The following is a 16,135-nucleotide window of genomic DNA, read 5'->3' on the forward strand; positions in this document are numbered from 1 at the left end:
TTTACGCCCAAGCGGTTATCAGGCTTGGATTTTTTCCGCAACGTCAAAAAATGCCTCACGCAGCGAAAGCGCGACCGATCCCGGATGCCCGTTGGCGACCGGCTGGCCGTCAATGGCGACGATCGGCATGATCACCGTGGTCGCAGCCGTCATGAACGCTTCGCGCGCCGACTTGGCTTCCTCGACGGTAAAACCACGCTCCTCGACCTTCAGGCCGAGCTTCTTGGCGACATCCATCAGCGTCGTGCGGGTGATGCCGCGCAGGATGCCGCTGTCGGCGGGCCTGGTGACGAGATGGCCGTCCTTGGTGACGATCCAGGCGTTTGTCGCCGCCCCTTCTTTGACGGTTCCGTCCGGGTCGACGAACCAGGCTTCCTGGGCGCCGGCCTCCTTGGCCTGCTGACGCGCCAGCACGTTGGGCAGCAAACCGACCGACTTGATGTCGACACGCTCCCAGCGATTCTCCGGCACAGTGATCACCTTGATGCCGGCCGCCGCGCGTTTGGCCGATGCCACCGGGTCGGTGCGCTTGGCTGTCACGACAAGCGAAGAAAGTGTTGTGCCAGCCGGGAAGACGTGGTCGCGCGGCGCAACACCACGCGTCACCTGGAGATAGACCATGCCGTTGTGGACACGATTGCGGGCGATGACTTCGCGCATGATGTGGACCAGCGCGGCGCGATTGACCGGCCAGGCGATCCTGAGTTCCGAAAGCGAGCGATCGAGGCGGTTGAGGTGGCCGACGCTGTCGACGATGAAGCTGCGCGCCACTTCGCAGACCTCATAGACGCCGTCAGCGAACTGATAGCCTCGGTCCTCGATATGCACACCTGCCTGGGCATGAGGGAGATAGCGGCCATTGACGTAGGCTATGCGCGGCATGGTTTTCGTGTCCCCGAAAATTCAAACGGAGTTCTAGTCGATTTGTGCCACGCGGCAATCCGCAAAAGGCTGGTCCAGGTCAGAAGAATTCGAGGCTGACACGGAACATCTGCTCGACCTGTTTGACCGCCTTATCAAGCGCGAAGATGACGACACGATCCCGAGGCTTGATCTTCACCGATCCGCTTGGCTTGACGACATGGCCATCCCTGTAGATGGCACCGATGCGCATGCCATCGGGAAGTTCCAGGTCGCGCAGCAGCGTGCCGACCAGCGGCGAGGTTTCGAGCGCCTCCGCCTCGATGATCTCGGCGGCACCGCGCTGGATCGAGTGCACCTGCCGGATGCGGCCGCGCCGGACGTGCTGCAATACGCGCGAAATGGTCACTGCACTCGGATTGACGTGCGCATCGATGCCGAGCGGCTTGGTCAGGTCGTGATAGGCCGGGTTGTTGATCAGCGCCAGGTTGCCCTTGCAGCCCAGGCGCTTGGCCATGACCGAGGACAGTATGTTGACCTGGTCGTTGTTGGTCAGCGCCACCATCAGGTCAGCATCCTGGATGTCGGCTTCCATCAAAAGCTTCTGGTCGAGCGCGCTGCCGTTGAGAACGACCGTGCGGCGGAGCACGTCGGCGACCTTGACCGCCCTCTCCTTGTTGGCCTCGATGATCTTGATCTTGGTGCGGCTCTGGCGCTGTTCGAGCGTGCGGGCAACAAACAGGCCGATATTGCCGCCGCCAGCGATGACGATGCGTGTCGCCTCCTGTTCGTCATGGCCGAACAGGCCGAGCGTGCGCCGGACCTGCTCCTTGGTGGTCACCACATAAGCAAGGTCGCCCGCCACAAGCTGGTCGGCCGAATGGGGGATGAACAGGCGGCCGTTGCGGGTCACGCCGACAACGGTTGAAGGCAGATCGGGGAACAGCTCGCTCAACTGCGCCAGCGGCGTGTTGATGACGGGGCAATCCTCCAGGCACTCGATCGCCACCATGATGATGTGGTTTTCGGCGAAGCGGACGACATCGACGGCGCCGGGCAGCGTGATGCGCCTGAGCACCATTTCGCCGACTTCCAGCTCCGGCGAGATGATAACGTCTATCGGCAGGTGTTCGCGCGAGAACAGGTCCTGGTAGTGCGGCTGCAGATAGGATTGCGAGCGGATGCGCGCGACCTTCATCGGCACGTTGAACAGCGCGTGCGCCACCTCACAGGCGACGATATTGACCTCGTCGAACAGCGTCACCGCGATGATCATGTCGGCGTTCTGCGCACCGGCGGCTTCGAGCACCTCTGGATGCGAGCCGTGGCCGACGAAGCCGCGCACGTCGAGCTGGTCACGCACCGCCTGGATCAGCTCCGGCGCGGTGTCGATGATCGAGACATCGTTCTTTTCAGCCGCCAGCCGCTCCGCAATGCCGTAACCGACCTGCCCCGCCCCACAGATGATTACGCGCATGTCATCGACCGATCCTGCCTGTCCACCGTCTCAGCTGAAACCGCATCGAGCATGCTAGACGCCAAGCGATTTGAGCTTGCGATGAAGTGCGGAGCGCTCCATGCCGATGAATTCGGCCGTCTTCGAGATGTTGCCGCCGAAGCGGTTGATCTGGGCGATCAGATACTCCTTCTCAAACATCTCGCGCGCCTCGCGCAGTGGCAGCGCCATGATGTGCTGGTCCGACTGGTTGGGCGCGCGCGGCATGACGTCGCCGATTTCAGACGGCAGCAAGTCGGCCGTGATCGGCGCTTCGGGGTTGTCGCTGCGGGCAAGGATCAGCAGGCGCTCGACATTGTTGCGCAGCTGGCGGACGTTGCCCGGCCAGTTGTGGGCTTGGAGCACGGCGAGCGCGTCGTCGCCGATGCGGCGCGGCTTGATGCCGGCCTGCTTGGCCATCTGCTTCATGAAGTTGTCGACGAGGTAAGGAATGTCCTCGCGGCGCTCGGCAAGCCCCGGAACCATGACCGGCACGACCGCCAGGCGGTGATAGAGATCCTCGCGGAAACGCCCCTCGGCGATCATCGCCTCGAGATTCTGCGCCGTCGACGAGATGATGCGCACGTCGACCTTGACCCGCTTGGTGCCGCCGACGCGCTCGAACTGCTGCTCGACGAGCACGCGCAGGATCTTGTTTTGCGTCTCACGCGGCATGTCGGCGATTTCATCGAGGTAGAGGATACCCTGATGCGCCTCTTCGAGTGCTCCCACCTTGCGTTCGCCGCCGTTCGATTCGGTGCCGAACAGCTCGATCTCCATGCGCTCCGGCGTGATCGTCGCGGCATTGAGCGCGACGAACGGGCCGTTCTTGCGTGACGACAGCGCATGGATGGCGCGCGCGGCCATTTCCTTGCCCGAACCCGACGGGCCGATGATCATGATGCGGCTATTGGTCGGCGCAACACGGTCGATGGTCTGGCGCAACTGGCTCATCGCCGACGACATGCCGATCAGGTCGTGGGTTTCGCCACTACGCATCTTGAGGTCGGAAACCTCGCGCCTAAGCTTCGAGGTTTCGAGCGCGCGCTCGGCGATCAGGATCAGCCGGTCGGCCTTGAACGGCTTCTCGATGAAGTCGTAGGCGCCGCGGCGTATCGCCGAAACGGCCGTTTCGATGTTGCCGTGGCCGGAGATCATCACGACAGGCAGATTGGGGTGCAGCGTCTTGATTTCGTCGAGCAGCGCCAGGCCGTCGAGCCGCGACCCCTGCAACCAGATGTCGAGAAAGACAAGACGCGGCGCACGATCCGCTATCGCGGCAAGCGCGCTGTCGGCGTCGAACGCCGTACGGGTTTCGTGGCCTTCGTCGCTCAGGATGCCCGCGACCAGTTCGCGGATGTCTTCCTCGTCGTCAACGATAAGAATATCAGACGCCATTTCCGACCTTTTCGGTTTCTCTGCCCTGTACTGCGTCGTCGGCACCCTTGGGTGCCGCGGCCTCTTCGGCCGCCGCAGGCAGGATCATGCTGATCATCGCGCCGCGCCCGCCATGGAAATCGGCTGGTGCGTCGTGAAGTTCCAATCTTCCGCCGTGGTCCTCGACAATCTTCTTGACGATAGCGAGGCCGAGCCCCGTGCCTTTCTCGCGTGTCGTCATATAGGGCTCGAGCAGCCGCTGGCGATTCTCGCGTGGCAATCCCTTGCCATTGTCGATCACATCGATGCGGATCGAGTTGCCGTCCCGCCGCGCCCGGATTTTGATGAACCCGGCCTCACCGGTCTGGCGTTCCGCCGCCTCGATCGCCTCGGCGGCATTCTTGATGACATTGCCGAAAGCCTGGGCCATCAGGCGGCTGTCAAACGTTCCCTTGAGCGGTCCCGGCGTGATCTCGCGCTCGAAGGCGATGTCGGCGCGGCTGACCTCGACGAGGAACGACGCCTCGCGCAGCGGTTCGCGGATGTCGATCACCTTCATCTCGGGCTTCGGCATACGCGCAAAGGCCGAGAATTCATCGACCATACGGCCTATGTCGCCGACCTGGCGGATGATCGTTTCTGTGCACTGGTCGAAGACCTCGCGGTCCTCGGTGATGACCTTGCCGTAGCGCCGACGGATACGTTCCGCCGACAGCTGGATCGGCGTCAGCGGGTTCTTGATCTCGTGGGCGATGCGGCGCGCAACGTCGGCCCAGGCGGAGGTGCGCTGCGCGGTCACTAGGTCGGTGATATCGTCGATCGTGACGACATAGGACTTGTCGCCGACCTCGCTCTCGCCCTCCTCGACCGTCACCTGCACGTTGAAGGTGCGCTCGGCGCCGGCGCGGTAGAAGGTGACCTGCTCGCGGTAGACGGCGCGGCCTGACTTGCGGCCGATCTCGAAGACGCGACCGACATGCGGCAACAGGATCGACAGGTTCTGGCCAAGCGACTCGGAAGCCGAGATTGCCAGCATCGCCTCCGCCGACGGATTGACGATGGTGATGCTGCCATAAGGGTCGACGCCGATGACGCCGGCGGTAACGCCCGACAGCACGGCTTCCGAGAAACGACGGCGCTCGTCGATGACGTCCTTGGCGGTCAGGATCTCGTTGCGTTGCGACTTGAGCTCGAGCAGCATGTTGTTGAACGTGTCACTCAGCGCGCCGACGTCGCCATCCGACTGCCGCACCGGCACCGAGACGTCGAGATTGCCTGTGGCAACCTCGTCGGCGGCGCCGATCAGCTGGCGGATCGGCCGGACGATGCGGTCAGCGACCGCAATACCGGTCCAGATCGCCGACAGCACGACGATCAGCGTCAGGCCGAGATAGAGCAGCGCAAAGGCGATCTGCGTGGTACGCCGGTTGGCGCCGAGGTCGCGATATTCCTCGGTGTTGGCGGTGACGATCTGGCGCGCCTTGATCACCTCCGGATCGACCAGCCGGATCGTGTAGAGGTAGAGCCCTTCGATCTCGCGCAGCTTGATGATGGCGCCGACGATGTTGCGCGTCTTCGGCTCGATCAGCACCGGCTTGCCGTCGGCGGCGGTCTGGACCGCAACGGCCGGAGGCTCGGGCATGGCGAAATCGGCGCCGGTCTTGGCGCTCATGACGAAGGAGCCGTCGGCGCTGATCAGGGCCGCGTGGGCCAGCGCCCGCAATTGCGCTTGCCGGCCCATGAAGTCGAGGAAGCCGCTGCGGTCGAGACCGTAGAGCGGACGGTTGTTGTCGAGGTCGTTGGCCATCGACAGCGTCGTGCTCTGCAGGTTGCGGGCGTTTTCCTGGACATAGGCTTCGGCGATCGACAGCGATGAATTGACGATCGTCGTGGTGCGGATCTGGAACCAGCGGTCGAGGCCGATGTCGAGCGTGATCGAGGCGACGACGGCGACAAGCAGCGCCGGCAAGGCTGCCACCAGCGCGAACATCGTGACAATGCGCACATGCAGCCGCGACGCGGCCTTGCCGCGCTTGCGGGCCATGACGATGCGCTGGATCTCGAAGGCGATCAGTCCGACGAGGATCAGCACCAGCACGGCATTGATGGCGATCAGCGCCAGCGTCGTCGTCGAATCAGGCGTGATCGGGGTGACGCCGATCAGAATAGCGAACGACACCGCTGCCGAAACCAGCGCGGCGGCGATAGCCAGCACGCCCGGAAGCGCGAGAAGGCGGCGACCTTCCTGCCGGGGGTGTACGGGCGTCTTGTCGTTTAGAGGTTTTGCCTGGCTCGCCATGCTGCCGTGTAGAGACATTGATTGCGGCGCATCTATGCAACGCATTGTGGCGATTATGCAACATTTTCGCCCGAAGCAAAAATGTTTAGACGGGCTATCGACAGATGAGCGTGTTCAGTCCCGACGCGATGTTCGCGCGTCAGGCCGGCCGCGACGATTTGTAGACGTTGACGCCGAGTTCGCGGATCTTCTTGCGCAGCGTGTTGCGGTTGAGGCCCAGAAGTTCTGCGGCCTTGATCTGGTTGCCGCGCGTCGCCGTCATCGAAGCGAGCACCAGCGGGTATTCGACCTCGGCAAGGATGCGCTGGTAGAGCCCGGGCGGCGGCAGGTCGCCGGCGAACATCGCGAAATAGCGCTGCAGGAAATGTTCGACCGCTTGGCCGACCGACAGATCGTCGGGGATGAGATTGCCACCTGGGACAACCGGCTGCTCGCCGGTCTTGAGTTCGGATTCGATGATTTCGGCCGAAATCTCGTCCTGCGGATAGAGTGCAGCCAGCCGGCGCACCAGATTTTCCAGCTCGCGCACATTCCCCGGCCAGGGATAGCGCTTCATCAACTCGACGCCGCCGGCCGAGATACGCTTGGCCTGCAGCCCTTCGCTGACGCCGAGTTTGAAGAAGTGGCGGACGAGGTCGGGCACATCTTCCGAACGTTCGCGCAGCGCTGGAAGGCGAAGCGGCACGACATTGAGACGATAGAACAAATCTTCGCGGAACAGGCCCTGGTTGATGAGCGTGCGCAGATCCTTGTTGGTGGCTGCGACGATACGTACATCGGTCTTGATCGGGGTGCGGCCGCCAACGGTGGTGTATTCGCCCTGCTGCAGCACGCGCAGCAGCCTGGTCTGCGCCTCCATCGGCATGTCGCCAATCTCGTCAAGGAATAAAGTGCCGCCGTCGGCCTGCTCGAATCGGCCGGTGGAGCGGTTCTGCGCCCCGGTAAAAGCGCCCTTCTCGTGACCGAACAGCTCGGATTCGATCAGGTCGCGCGGGATGGCGGCCATGTTGATGGCAACGAACGGTCCATTGCGGCGACGCCCATATTCATGGAGCGCGCGCGCCACCAGCTCCTTGCCGGTGCCCGATTCGCCCGAGATCATGACGGTCAGGTCCGTCTGCATCATGCGGGCGAGCATCCGGTAGATGTCCTGCATCGCCGCCGAACGGCCGACCAGTGGCATGGCGTCGGGCTGCTCGTCATGACGCTGGTCGCTCTTCGGCCGCCGTGGCTCGGACAGCGCACGATTGACGATGCTTAGCAGCTCGGTGAGATCGAAGGGTTTGGGCAGATACTCGTAGGCACCGGTTTCCGACGCGCGGATGGCGGTCATGAATGTGTTCTGCGCGCTCATCACGATAACCGGCAGCTCCGGGCGCGCCTTCTTGATGCGCGGCAGCATGTCGAAGGCGTTCTCGTCGGGCATCACCACGTCGGTAATGACAAGATCGCCCTCGCCGGCCGCCACCCAGCGCCACAGCGTCGCGGCGTTGGAGGTGACGCGAACCTCATGACCCATGCGCGACAGCGCCTGGTTGAGCACCGTGCGGATCGCCGCATCGTCGTCGGCGACAAGAATGTTTCCGCGCACGCTCATCGATGGGCTCCTTCGCTGTCGTCGTCGAGATGCACGGGCAGTTCCTTCCAGGCAGGCATCAGGATGCGGAAGGTGGTGCCGCGCGGGGTCGAATCGCACTCGATCACGCCGCCATGGTCACCGACGATCTTGGCGACAAGCGCCAGACCGAGACCCGAGCCATTGGGCTTGGTGGTGATGAAAGGGTCGAACAGGATCGGCAGGATGTCCTCTGACACGCCCGATCCGTTGTCGTGGACGCAGAATTCCAGCGGCAACGAGACACGATCCTGTGTGCCAGGGATCGACATGCGGATGCCGGGCTTGAAGGCGGTCGACAGCGTGATTTCGCCATGCGGGTCGTGGCCGATCGCCTCGGCGGCGTTCTTGACCAGGTTGAGAAACACCTGGATCAGCTGGTCACGGTTGGCATAAACCGGCGGCAGCGACGGATCGTAATCCTCCAGGATCTTGATTCCATTGGCAAAGCCGTTCCTGGCCAACGCCTTCACATGGTCGAGCACGACGTGGATGTTTACCGGATAGCGGTCAACAGGTCGCTCATCCGAAAACACCTCCATGCGGTCGACGAGCGAAACAATACGATCGGTTTCATCGACGATCAGCCGCGTCAGCGCGCGGTCTTCGTCGGAAGCGGAGAGCTCCAAAAGCTGCGCGGCCCCCCTAATGCCGGAGAGCGGGTTCTTGATCTCATGCGCCAGCATCGCGGCCAGGCCGGTGACGGAGCGCGCGGCACCGCGATGCGTCATCTGACGGTCGATCTTGTCGGCCATCGAGCGCTCCTGGAACATCACCACCACCGATCCCGGCAACTCGGATGCAGGTGCGACGTAGAGATCGACCATCTTCTCGATGCCCAGCCGGGGCGACGAGACGTCGACGCGGTACTCGTTGACGGGCGTGTTGCGCTCGCGCACCTGCTCGACCAGCGTCAGGATGGGGCTGCCGAAAGGCACGAAGCGCGACAGCTCGCTGCGCGACAGCATGGCAGCACTGGAACGGAAGAAGTCCTCGGCATCGGCATTGGCGAAAGTGATGAAATTGTCCGGCCCGATCATGATGACCGGGCGACGGATCGTGTTCAGCACGATCTGCGCGGCATCAACCGACTGAGGCGCCCGGTCGAAACTCATGCCGCATTCCTTTCGAACATGCATTCACCGAAAGCCGCAAGTGCTTCACGCAGCGATGAAATCACCTGCTGCGGCTCGAACGATGTCAGCACCCGGCGGCGCAGCTCGTCAGGCAGTGAAGCGGTGTGGCGATCGAGATACCAGCCGAGATGCTTGCGCGCCTGGCGCAGGCCACTCGCGATGCCATAGAGCGCCAGCATGTCCTCGTAATGGGCAACAACATAGTCGACCAGTTCGGACGACGACCTGGGCACATCAGTTGCACCGCTCCTGCCTGCGGCAGCGGCGATCACGCCAGCAGTCCATGGCGCACCATAATGCGAACGCCCCGCCATGACGGCATCGGCACCCGACTGCTCGAGAATGCCCATCGCATCTCCCGGTGTCGCCACATCGCCATTTGCGACGACGGGAATGCTGACTGCCTGCTTGACGCGCGCGATGGCGCGCCAGTCGGCTTTGCCCTGATAGAACTGGCAGCGCGTGCGGCCATGCACGGTGACCATCCGGACGCCTGCCTGCTCAGCACGGAGGGCCAGTTCGGGGGCATTGAGCACGTCGTCGTCCCAGCCCAGCCGCATCTTGAGCGTCACGGGCACGTCGACTGCGCCAACGACGGCATCGATCAAGGTCAGCGCGTAGTCGAGGTCGCGCATCAGCGCCGAGCCGGCATAACCGCCCGTCACCTTCTTGGCCGGGCAGCCCATGTTGATATCGATTACATCGGCGCCTTCGCCGACGGCGATGCGGGCGGCCTCGGCCATATGCGCTGCCTCGCGGCCGGCCAACTGCACCATGTGCACGGGCAGGCCGGAGTGGCGGATGCGGAAGCCGCTGGAGCCGCGCCCCTTTGCCAGTTCGCCGCTCGCCACCATCTCCGACACGACAAGGCCGGCCCCATGGGCATAAGCGCGCGTGCGGAAGGCTTCGTCGGTGACACCCGACATCGGCGCCAGGAACACCCGATTGCGGATTGTCACATCGCCGATCGAAAGCGGCTCGCCGAGTTTTTCCAGATCAGTCATGCACAAAAACAAAGCACCATTCACTGCTGCACAATGAGTAGCCACTGTCGGGTCATTGTGCAACTGCGAAATGACAGCCGAATGCGGCGCTTTCTGGATTCCTCTGGCCTTCCTGAGGGCTCGCGGCTAAGCCTCTGCTCATGAATCCGAAGCCGTTGCCGAACCAGCAGAATTCGAACGTCGCCGTCGTGGTCGTGGCGGCCGGGCGCGGTGAACGCGCCGGCCAGGCTGACGGACCGAAGCAATATCGCCGGATCGGCGGCAAGGCGGTGATCTGGCACACGCTGAAGGCATTTCTCGACCACCCCAAGGTTGGCCCGATCGCGGTTGCCATCCACGCCGACGATAGCGAGCTTTTTGCCTCAGCTGCCGGCGAACTGGCCGCGCGCGTCACCACTGTCGTCGGCGGCGCCACGCGCCAGGATTCGACGCGCTTTGCGCTCATTGCCTTGCAGCAATCCAAGCCACAGGCCGTGCTGATCCATGATGGCGTCAGGCCGTTCATCAGCCCTGAAGTCATCGATCGCGCCATTTCGGGCATCGACGCCAGTCACGGCTCACTGCCGTCGCTGCCAGTTTCCGACACCCTCAAGAAAGAAGCCTTCGACCGTACCGTGGCCGAAACAGTGCCGCGCGCGGGCCTGCATTCGGCGCAGACGCCGCAAGGCTTTCCCTTCGATCCGATCTTTTCCGCGCACCAGCGCGCCTTCGAGGCCGGTCGCAGCGATTTCACAGACGATTCCGCCATCGCAGAATGGGCAGGCATCCCGGTTCGCCTCGTGCTCGGCTCGCCCGACAACGTCAAACTCACCTGGGCTAAGGACATCGCCATGGCCGATCAGCGCCTTTCCGGCCAAGCAATCAGCTTTCCCGACGTCCGTACCGGCAACGGTTACGACGTGCACTCATTCGAAGCAGGCGACCATGTCTGGCTGTGCGGCGTGAAGATCGCGCATTCGAAGAAGCTGAACGGACATTCCGATGCCGATGTGGGACTGCATGCGCTGACCGACGCATTGCTGGCCACCTGCGGGGCCGGCGACATCGGCACCCATTTCCCGCCATCCGACCCGCAGTGGAAGGGTGCCGCGTCACGCCAGTTCGTCGAACATGCGGCGGCGATCGTGCGCTCGCGCGGTGGCCGCATCGCCAATGCCGACGTCACGCTGATCTGCGAGGCGCCAAAGGTCGGTCCCCATCGTGCGGAAATGACGGCGGAACTCGCAGACATGCTGCGCATCGCGCCCGAGCGCATCTCGATCAAGGCAACGACCAACGAGAAGCTCGGCTTCATCGGGCGTGAAGAGGGCATCGCCGCGATCGCAACCGCAAGCGTGGTCTATCCCGGGGAACTGCCGGAATGAGCGACGTCACCGCCCTCGCCTCGGCCCTGCTCGACGCCTGCCTTACCCAGGGCATCATGATCGCAACGGCCGAAAGCTGCACGGGCGGCATGATCATCGCTGCCCTGACTGACATTGCCGGCTCGTCGGCCGTCGTCGACCGCGGCTTCATCACCTATTCCAACGAAGCGAAGATGGAGATGCTCGGCGTCTCCGAGGCGACGCTCAAGGTCCACGGCGCGGTGTCGCGCGAAACTGCGCTTGAAATGTCAGCGGGTGCGCTTGCCCATTCGCGTGCCAGCCTGGCGCTTGCGGTAACAGGCGTCGCCGGCCCCGGCGGCGGCTCGGCCGAAAAGCCAGTCGGCCTGGTCTGGTTCGGCGTCGCGCGCAAAGGCGCGCCAGTGGAAGCGGAGTTCCGCATCTTCGAAGACAAGGGCCGCGACTTCATCCGCCGTGAGACGGTCAGGACAGCGCTGGGACTGGGCCTGCGGGCTGTCGGTCAGGCCGGCTTCGCCGGACCGTAGATCGCGTCGGCGCGCTTCTCGAAAGCTTCGGCGAACATGCGGAAGGCGCGGTCGAACATGGTGCCCATCAGGGCGCCGAGGATGCGGTTCTTGAACTCGTAGTCGATGAAGAACTCGACGCCGGAGCCACCGTCGGGCGCTGGGACGAATTTCCATTCATTGGTGAGATAGCGAAACGGGCCATCGAGATATTTGACGTCGATGGTATTTTCGTCAGGGGTGAGCAGCACCTGGGTGGTGAAGGTCTCGCGGAATGCCTTGTAGCCGACGGTCATGTCGGCCACGAGAATCTCACGTCCATCGCGCTCACGCCGCGAGCGGACGTTGAGTGCTTCGCACAGCGGCAGGAATTCGGGGTATTTCTCCACGTCGGCAACCAGGGCAAACATCTTGTCCGGCGGGTGGCCGACGTGACGGGTGGTTTCGAATTTCGGCATCCGGCGCTGATCAGGCCTTTTTCGTGAGCAGCGCTTCGCGCGCGGCGCGCAGCTTGGCGAAATCATCGCCGGCATGGTGCGACGAGCGCGTTAGCGGGCTTGAGGCAACGAGCAGGAAGCCCTTGGACTTGCCGACCGTCGCGTAGGACTGGAATTCATCCGGCGTCACGAACTTCTTGACCGGGTGGTGCTTCTTCGACGGCTGCAGGTACTGGCCGATGGTCATGAAGTCGACATTGGCGCTGCGCAGGTCGTCCATCAGCTGAAGCACTTCATTGCGCTCCTCGCCGAGCCCGACCATGATGCCGGACTTGGTGAAGATAGAGGGATCGAGCTCCTTGACCCGCTGCAGCAGGCGGATCGAATGGAAGTAGCGCGCGCCGGGGCGAACGGTCAGATAGTTCGACGGCACGGTTTCAAGATTGTGGTTGAAGACGTCGGGGCGCGCGGCAACCACGATCTCCAGCGCCCCTTCCTTGCGCAGGAAGTCGGGCGTCAGGATCTCGATGGTCGTGGTCGGCGTCAGCCGGCGGATGGCGTGGATCACGTCGGCAAAATGCTGGGCACCGCCGTCGGCAAGATCGTCGCGGTCGACCGAAGTGATGACGACGTGAGTCAGGCCCATCTGGGCGACGGCCTTGGCCACGCTCTCCGGCTCGTTCGGGTCGAGCGCCGTCGGGATGCCGGTGGCGACATTGCAGAATGCGCAGGCGCGGGTGCAGATCTCGCCCATGATCATGAAGGTAGCGTGCTTCTTTTCCCAGCACTCGCCAATGTTGGGGCAGCCGGCCTCCTCACAGACGGTGACCAGCTTGTGCGACTTCACGATCTCGCGCGTTTCCTGATAGCCGCGCGACACCGGCGCCTTAACGCGGATCCAGTCTGGCTTGCGCAGAACCTCCTGATCGGGCCGGTGGGCCTTTTCCGGGTGCCGCGCGCGCGGACGGTCTTTGAGATCAAGCACAGTGACCATCAGTCTATCCTATCAAGGCCGACGCGCTTGCGAGCGGCCGAAAATCCAGAGCACGATGACCGCGCCTGCGATGGCGACGATCAGATTGCCCATGAAGCCGTAATAATTGATACCGAGCAGCCCCGCCAGAGTGCCGCCGACAAACGATCCGGCGATGCCGACGAGGATGTTGGTCAGGAAGCCGTGGTCGCGGTTCATCGTGCGCTCGGCGACGTAGCCGGCAAGGAAGCCGATGAGCAGCATGCCGAAGAAACCGACGCCCGGCATGCCCATGATTCCGTAACTCTGTTCCATCAGTCGTCTCCGGCCACTTGCGGACGTTCTGCTGATATAGTTCCATCAGGCGCGCCGCAACAGACGCGCCGATGCGTATCGGTCATGCGTTGAGCGCACGCCCATAGGCGTCGAGCACGCTTTCCTTCATCGTTTCCGAGATCGTCGGATGCGGGAAAATGGTGTGCATCAGCTCTTCTTCCGTCGTTTCGAGGTTCATCGCCACGACAAAACCCTGGATCAGCTCGGTCACTTCGGCGCCGACGAGGTGCGCGCCGAGCAACTGGCCGGTCTTCTTGTCGAAGATTGTCTTGACCATGCCCTGATCCTCGCCAAGCGCGATTGCCTTGCCGTTGGCGACGAAGGGGAAGCGGCCGACGCGGATGTCGTGGCCGGCTTCCTTGGCCTTGGCTTCGGTCAGGCCAACGGACGCGACCTGCGGGTTGCAGTAGGTGCAACCTGGGATCTTGAGCTTGTCCATCGGATGCACGTTGGGCAGGCCGGCGATCTTCTCGACGCAGATGACGGCCTCGTGCTCGGCCTTGTGCGCCAGCATGGGCGGACCTGCGACGTCGCCGATGGCATAGATGCCAGGCACATTGGTCTTGCCGTAGCCGTCAATGACGATGCAGCCGCGGTCAGTCTTCACGCCGAGCGCTTCAAGGCCGATGTTTTCGATATTGCCCTGCACGCCGACGGCCGAGATCATGCGGTCGGCGGTGATCTTCTCTATCTTGCCGTCCTTCATCTCGACATGGGCGGTAACCGAATTGGCGCCCTTCTCGACCTTGGTAACCTTGGCTTCGAGATGGATCTTCATGCCCTGCTTTTCGAACTGCTTCTTGGCGAAGGCCGAGATCTCGGCGTCTTCCACCGGCATGACGGCTGGCATCACTTCGACGACGGTCACCTCGACGCCCATCGTACGGTAGAACGAGGCGAATTCGATGCCGATGGCGCCGGACCCCATGACCAGCAGCGACTTCGGCATCTCCGGCGGCACCATCGCCTCGAAATAGGTCCAGATCAGCTTGCCATCCGGCTCGATGCCGGGCAGCGCGCGCGGACGGGCACCGGTAGCAACGATGATGTGCTTGGCCGAGTAGGTGCCCTCACCCAGCGTGTTCTTGGGCAACGGCGCCTGCGGCTCCATCGGCTTTTTCGACGATTTCGACACGACGATCTGGCCGGGCTTGGTAAGCTTGGCCTCGCCCCAGATGACGTCGACCTTGTTCTTCTTCATCAGGAAGCCGACACCGCCATTCATGCGCTGGGCGATGCCGCGCGACCGGTCGACAATGGCCTTGAGGTCGGGCGAGATCGAGCCTTCGAGCTTCAGGCCGTAATTCTTGGCGTGCTCGGCGAGATGCAGCACTTCGGCCGAGCGCAGCAGCGCCTTGGTCGGGATGCAGCCCCAGTTGGAGCAGATGCCGGCGAGGTGCTCGCGCTCGACGACTGCAGTCTTGAGACCGAGCTGGGCAGCGCGGATCGCAGCGATATAGCCGCCGGGGCCGGAGCCGATAACGATGACGTCGTAATTGTCAGCCATGAGTGTGCCTCTTGTTCAGGTCGCGCTGCGGGTGAGCAGCACCCAGTCGTGTTGTTTGCTGTAGGTGTCGGTCGATACGGATGGCTGGCGCGCGATTTCCTCAAACCCGCAGGATTTGTAGAGGCCAAGCGCCACGTCGTTGTCGCTTTCGGTGATCAGGCTGACCGGCCGGGCGCCGGCACGCTCGAGCTCATGATCGACGAGCTTTCTGCCGATGCCATGTCCGCGATGGTGCTGGTAGACACCGACGCTGTCGATGAACCAGTGGCCGATGGTCTGTTGCTGAAGCACGAGGATCGGCTCGAACACCGGGTGAGGCGCTTCCTCTTCGGCAAAGGACGGTTCGACGACATGGCCGATCACGAGACCGGCGATCTCGCCATCGACCTCGGCCAGGCTGGCATTTTTCCAGCCGGCACGGTCGTCGTCGCAACGCAGCTGGTTGCGGCCATGCTCGAGAGCCGTCTGCGTCGTGCCTTCCAGCACCGCGCCATACCATAGCCATGACGCCAGCCCGTGCGATGACAGGTCGACGAGGATGGCGAGTTCGGCGGCATCGCGCCGCTCGGCCCTGCGGATGGTGATAGCGCCAGCCAAGCTCTAGAGCTCCAGCATGACGCGCACGATCGGCGCGAGTGCCGTGCCGATCGCCCGCGTGTTCTGAGCATCGAGATGCACGCCGTCGAGCGGTGTCGTCTCGGCGATGGAGCCGGCGTCGAAGAAACCGCAGCCGACCTCGTCGGCTAGCGCTGCATAAAGCGGGGCCAGCTGCTTCGAAGCTGCGTCGCCGCCGGCGAACATGTCCTTGTACTCGGCATTTTCGGTGCGACTAACAGCTGGCGGCGAAACCAGCAGGATTTCTGGCGCGGCATGGCCCATGCCGTGGTCGTAGGAGCGCACGATGGAGACGAGGCGCGCCATGCCCTGCCTCGCGGCCAGCGGGTTGCCGTGGATCCAAGGCTTCATGTCGTTGGCGCCGAGCATGATGACGACCACATCGATCGGCGCATGAGTGCCGAGGATGGTCGGCAGAAGCCGCGCACCGTTACGGTCGGCAGCGGCAAGGTTGTCGTCGAAGGCAGTCGTGCGGCCGTTCAGCCCTTCCGCGATAACTTCGACGCCCTCGCCCAGTTCGGCTTGCAGCACGCTTGGCCAGCGGTCTTCAAGCGCGTGACGGCCCGGACCTGCGGCATCGTAGCCCCAGGTCAGCGAGTCGCCGTAACAAAGCACAGTCTTCATGATTGAAGTC

15 protein-coding genes are annotated in these 16,135 nt (G+C 63.3%); 2 read left to right on the plus strand and 13 right to left on the minus strand.

Annotation, left to right across the window (positions count from 1 at the left end):
* Window positions 1-18: 18 nt before the first annotated feature.
* The 7 genes from N7E70_RS18635 to dusB all read right to left on the minus strand — a co-directional run bounded on the left by N7E70_RS18635 (window position 19) and on the right by dusB (window position 9,787).
* Window positions 19-882, minus strand: a complete 864-nt coding sequence (locus tag N7E70_RS18635; RefSeq protein ID WP_067962309.1) for a D-amino-acid transaminase — start codon at window positions 880-882, stop codon at window positions 19-21.
* A gap of 79 nt (window positions 883-961) precedes the next feature.
* Window positions 962-2,338 (minus strand): Trk system potassium transporter TrkA, encoded by a 1,377-nt coding sequence (trkA, locus tag N7E70_RS18640; protein ID WP_067962310.1) that lies wholly within the window; start codon window positions 2,336-2,338, stop codon window positions 962-964.
* Between the two features lie 54 nt (window positions 2,339-2,392).
* Window positions 2,393-3,754, minus strand: a complete 1,362-nt coding sequence (ntrX, locus tag N7E70_RS18645) for a nitrogen assimilation response regulator NtrX (protein WP_067962312.1) — start codon at window positions 3,752-3,754, stop codon at window positions 2,393-2,395.
* Window positions 3,744-6,077, minus strand: coding sequence for a sensor histidine kinase NtrY-like (locus N7E70_RS18650; RefSeq protein ID WP_376769283.1), 2,334 nt, complete (start codon window positions 6,075-6,077; stop codon window positions 3,744-3,746). Before N7E70_RS18650 ends, ntrX begins: the two co-directional genes overlap by 11 nt.
* A 94-nt stretch (window positions 6,078-6,171) precedes the next feature.
* Complete coding sequence (ntrC, locus tag N7E70_RS18655; protein ID WP_067962314.1) at window positions 6,172-7,629, minus strand: nitrogen regulation protein NR(I); 1,458 nt, start codon at window positions 7,627-7,629, stop codon at window positions 6,172-6,174.
* Entirely contained in the window at window positions 7,626-8,762 is a 1,137-nt protein-coding gene (locus N7E70_RS18660) for a two-component system sensor histidine kinase NtrB (protein WP_067962316.1), read from the minus strand. The genes ntrC and N7E70_RS18660 overlap by 4 nt, the downstream gene beginning before the upstream one ends.
* Window positions 8,759-9,787: a tRNA dihydrouridine synthase DusB gene (gene dusB / locus N7E70_RS18665; RefSeq protein WP_263007264.1), complete on the minus strand. Its 1,029-nt coding sequence runs from the start codon at window positions 9,785-9,787 to the stop codon at window positions 8,759-8,761. Before dusB ends, N7E70_RS18660 begins: the two co-directional genes overlap by 4 nt.
* A 140-nt stretch (window positions 9,788-9,927) precedes the next feature.
* Between dusB and N7E70_RS18670 the strand changes: the two genes are divergently transcribed.
* Together N7E70_RS18670 and N7E70_RS18675 are read left to right on the plus strand one after the other, a co-directional pair.
* Window positions 9,928-11,151, plus strand: coding sequence for a bifunctional 2-C-methyl-D-erythritol 4-phosphate cytidylyltransferase/2-C-methyl-D-erythritol 2,4-cyclodiphosphate synthase (locus N7E70_RS18670; RefSeq protein WP_263007265.1), 1,224 nt, complete (start codon window positions 9,928-9,930; stop codon window positions 11,149-11,151).
* On the plus strand, window positions 11,148-11,654 hold the full coding sequence (locus N7E70_RS18675; RefSeq protein WP_263007266.1) for a CinA family protein: 507 nt from the start codon (window positions 11,148-11,150) through the stop codon (window positions 11,652-11,654). The genes N7E70_RS18670 and N7E70_RS18675 overlap by 4 nt, the downstream gene beginning before the upstream one ends.
* On the opposite strand, the gene N7E70_RS18680 is transcribed toward N7E70_RS18675, so the two are convergent.
* From N7E70_RS18680 to N7E70_RS18705, 6 genes are all read right to left on the minus strand, one after another.
* On the minus strand, window positions 11,630-12,091 hold the full coding sequence (locus N7E70_RS18680; RefSeq protein ID WP_067962323.1) for a type II toxin-antitoxin system RatA family toxin: 462 nt from the start codon (window positions 12,089-12,091) through the stop codon (window positions 11,630-11,632). The two genes, N7E70_RS18675 and N7E70_RS18680, sit on opposite strands and share 25 nt — an antisense overlap.
* 10 nt (window positions 12,092-12,101) lie before the next feature.
* Window positions 12,102-13,064, minus strand: coding sequence for a lipoyl synthase (gene lipA, locus N7E70_RS18685; RefSeq protein WP_067962324.1), 963 nt, complete (start codon window positions 13,062-13,064; stop codon window positions 12,102-12,104).
* Between the two features lie 12 nt (window positions 13,065-13,076).
* Complete coding sequence (locus tag N7E70_RS18690; protein WP_067962325.1) at window positions 13,077-13,358, minus strand: GlsB/YeaQ/YmgE family stress response membrane protein; 282 nt, start codon at window positions 13,356-13,358, stop codon at window positions 13,077-13,079.
* A gap of 82 nt (window positions 13,359-13,440) precedes the next feature.
* A complete protein-coding gene (gene lpdA / locus N7E70_RS18695) occupies window positions 13,441-14,886 on the minus strand; it encodes a dihydrolipoyl dehydrogenase (protein ID WP_067962327.1) in 1,446 nt (481 codons plus the stop codon).
* A 15-nt stretch (window positions 14,887-14,901) separates the two neighbouring features.
* Window positions 14,902-15,483: a GNAT family N-acetyltransferase gene (locus N7E70_RS18700; protein ID WP_067962329.1), complete on the minus strand. Its 582-nt coding sequence runs from the start codon at window positions 15,481-15,483 to the stop codon at window positions 14,902-14,904.
* 3 nt (window positions 15,484-15,486) lie between these two features.
* Window positions 15,487-16,125, minus strand: a complete 639-nt coding sequence (locus N7E70_RS18705) for an SGNH/GDSL hydrolase family protein (protein WP_154387069.1) — start codon at window positions 16,123-16,125, stop codon at window positions 15,487-15,489.
* Window positions 16,126-16,135: the final 10 nt, after the last annotated feature.

Origin of the sequence: Aminobacter sp. NyZ550, assembly GCF_025628925.2 — a bacterium.
In the GTDB taxonomy this organism is placed as follows: Bacteria; Pseudomonadota; Alphaproteobacteria; order Rhizobiales; family Rhizobiaceae; genus Aminobacter; species Aminobacter ciceronei.

Coding starts and splice junctions, on each gene's coding strand:
- N7E70_RS18635 (WP_067962309.1), bottom strand. CDS start 882: ATGCCGCGCATAGCCTACGTCAATGGCCGCTATCTCCCTCATGCCCAG.
- trkA (WP_067962310.1), bottom strand. CDS start 2,338: ATGCGCGTAATCATCTGTGGGGCGGGGCAGGTCGGTTACGGCATTGCG.
- ntrX (WP_067962312.1), bottom strand. CDS start 3,754: ATGGCGTCTGATATTCTTATCGTTGACGACGAGGAAGACATCCGCGAA.
- N7E70_RS18650 (WP_376769283.1), bottom strand. CDS start 6,077: ATGCGTTGCATAGATGCGCCGCAATCAATGTCTCTACACGGCAGCATG.
- ntrC (WP_067962314.1), bottom strand. CDS start 7,629: ATGAGCGTGCGCGGAAACATTCTTGTCGCCGACGACGATGCGGCGATC.
- N7E70_RS18660 (WP_067962316.1), bottom strand. CDS start 8,762: ATGAGTTTCGACCGGGCGCCTCAGTCGGTTGATGCCGCGCAGATCGTG.
- dusB (WP_263007264.1), bottom strand. CDS start 9,787: ATGACTGATCTGGAAAAACTCGGCGAGCCGCTTTCGATCGGCGATGTG.
- N7E70_RS18670 (WP_263007265.1), top strand. CDS start 9,928: ATGAATCCGAAGCCGTTGCCGAACCAGCAGAATTCGAACGTCGCCGTC.
- N7E70_RS18675 (WP_263007266.1), top strand. CDS start 11,148: ATGAGCGACGTCACCGCCCTCGCCTCGGCCCTGCTCGACGCCTGCCTT.
- N7E70_RS18680 (WP_067962323.1), bottom strand. CDS start 12,091: ATGCCGAAATTCGAAACCACCCGTCACGTCGGCCACCCGCCGGACAAG.
- lipA (WP_067962324.1), bottom strand. CDS start 13,064: ATGGTCACTGTGCTTGATCTCAAAGACCGTCCGCGCGCGCGGCACCCG.
- N7E70_RS18690 (WP_067962325.1), bottom strand. CDS start 13,358: ATGGAACAGAGTTACGGAATCATGGGCATGCCGGGCGTCGGTTTCTTC.
- lpdA (WP_067962327.1), bottom strand. CDS start 14,886: ATGGCTGACAATTACGACGTCATCGTTATCGGCTCCGGCCCCGGCGGC.
- N7E70_RS18705 (WP_154387069.1), bottom strand. CDS start 16,125: ATGAAGACTGTGCTTTGTTACGGCGACTCGCTGACCTGGGGCTACGAT.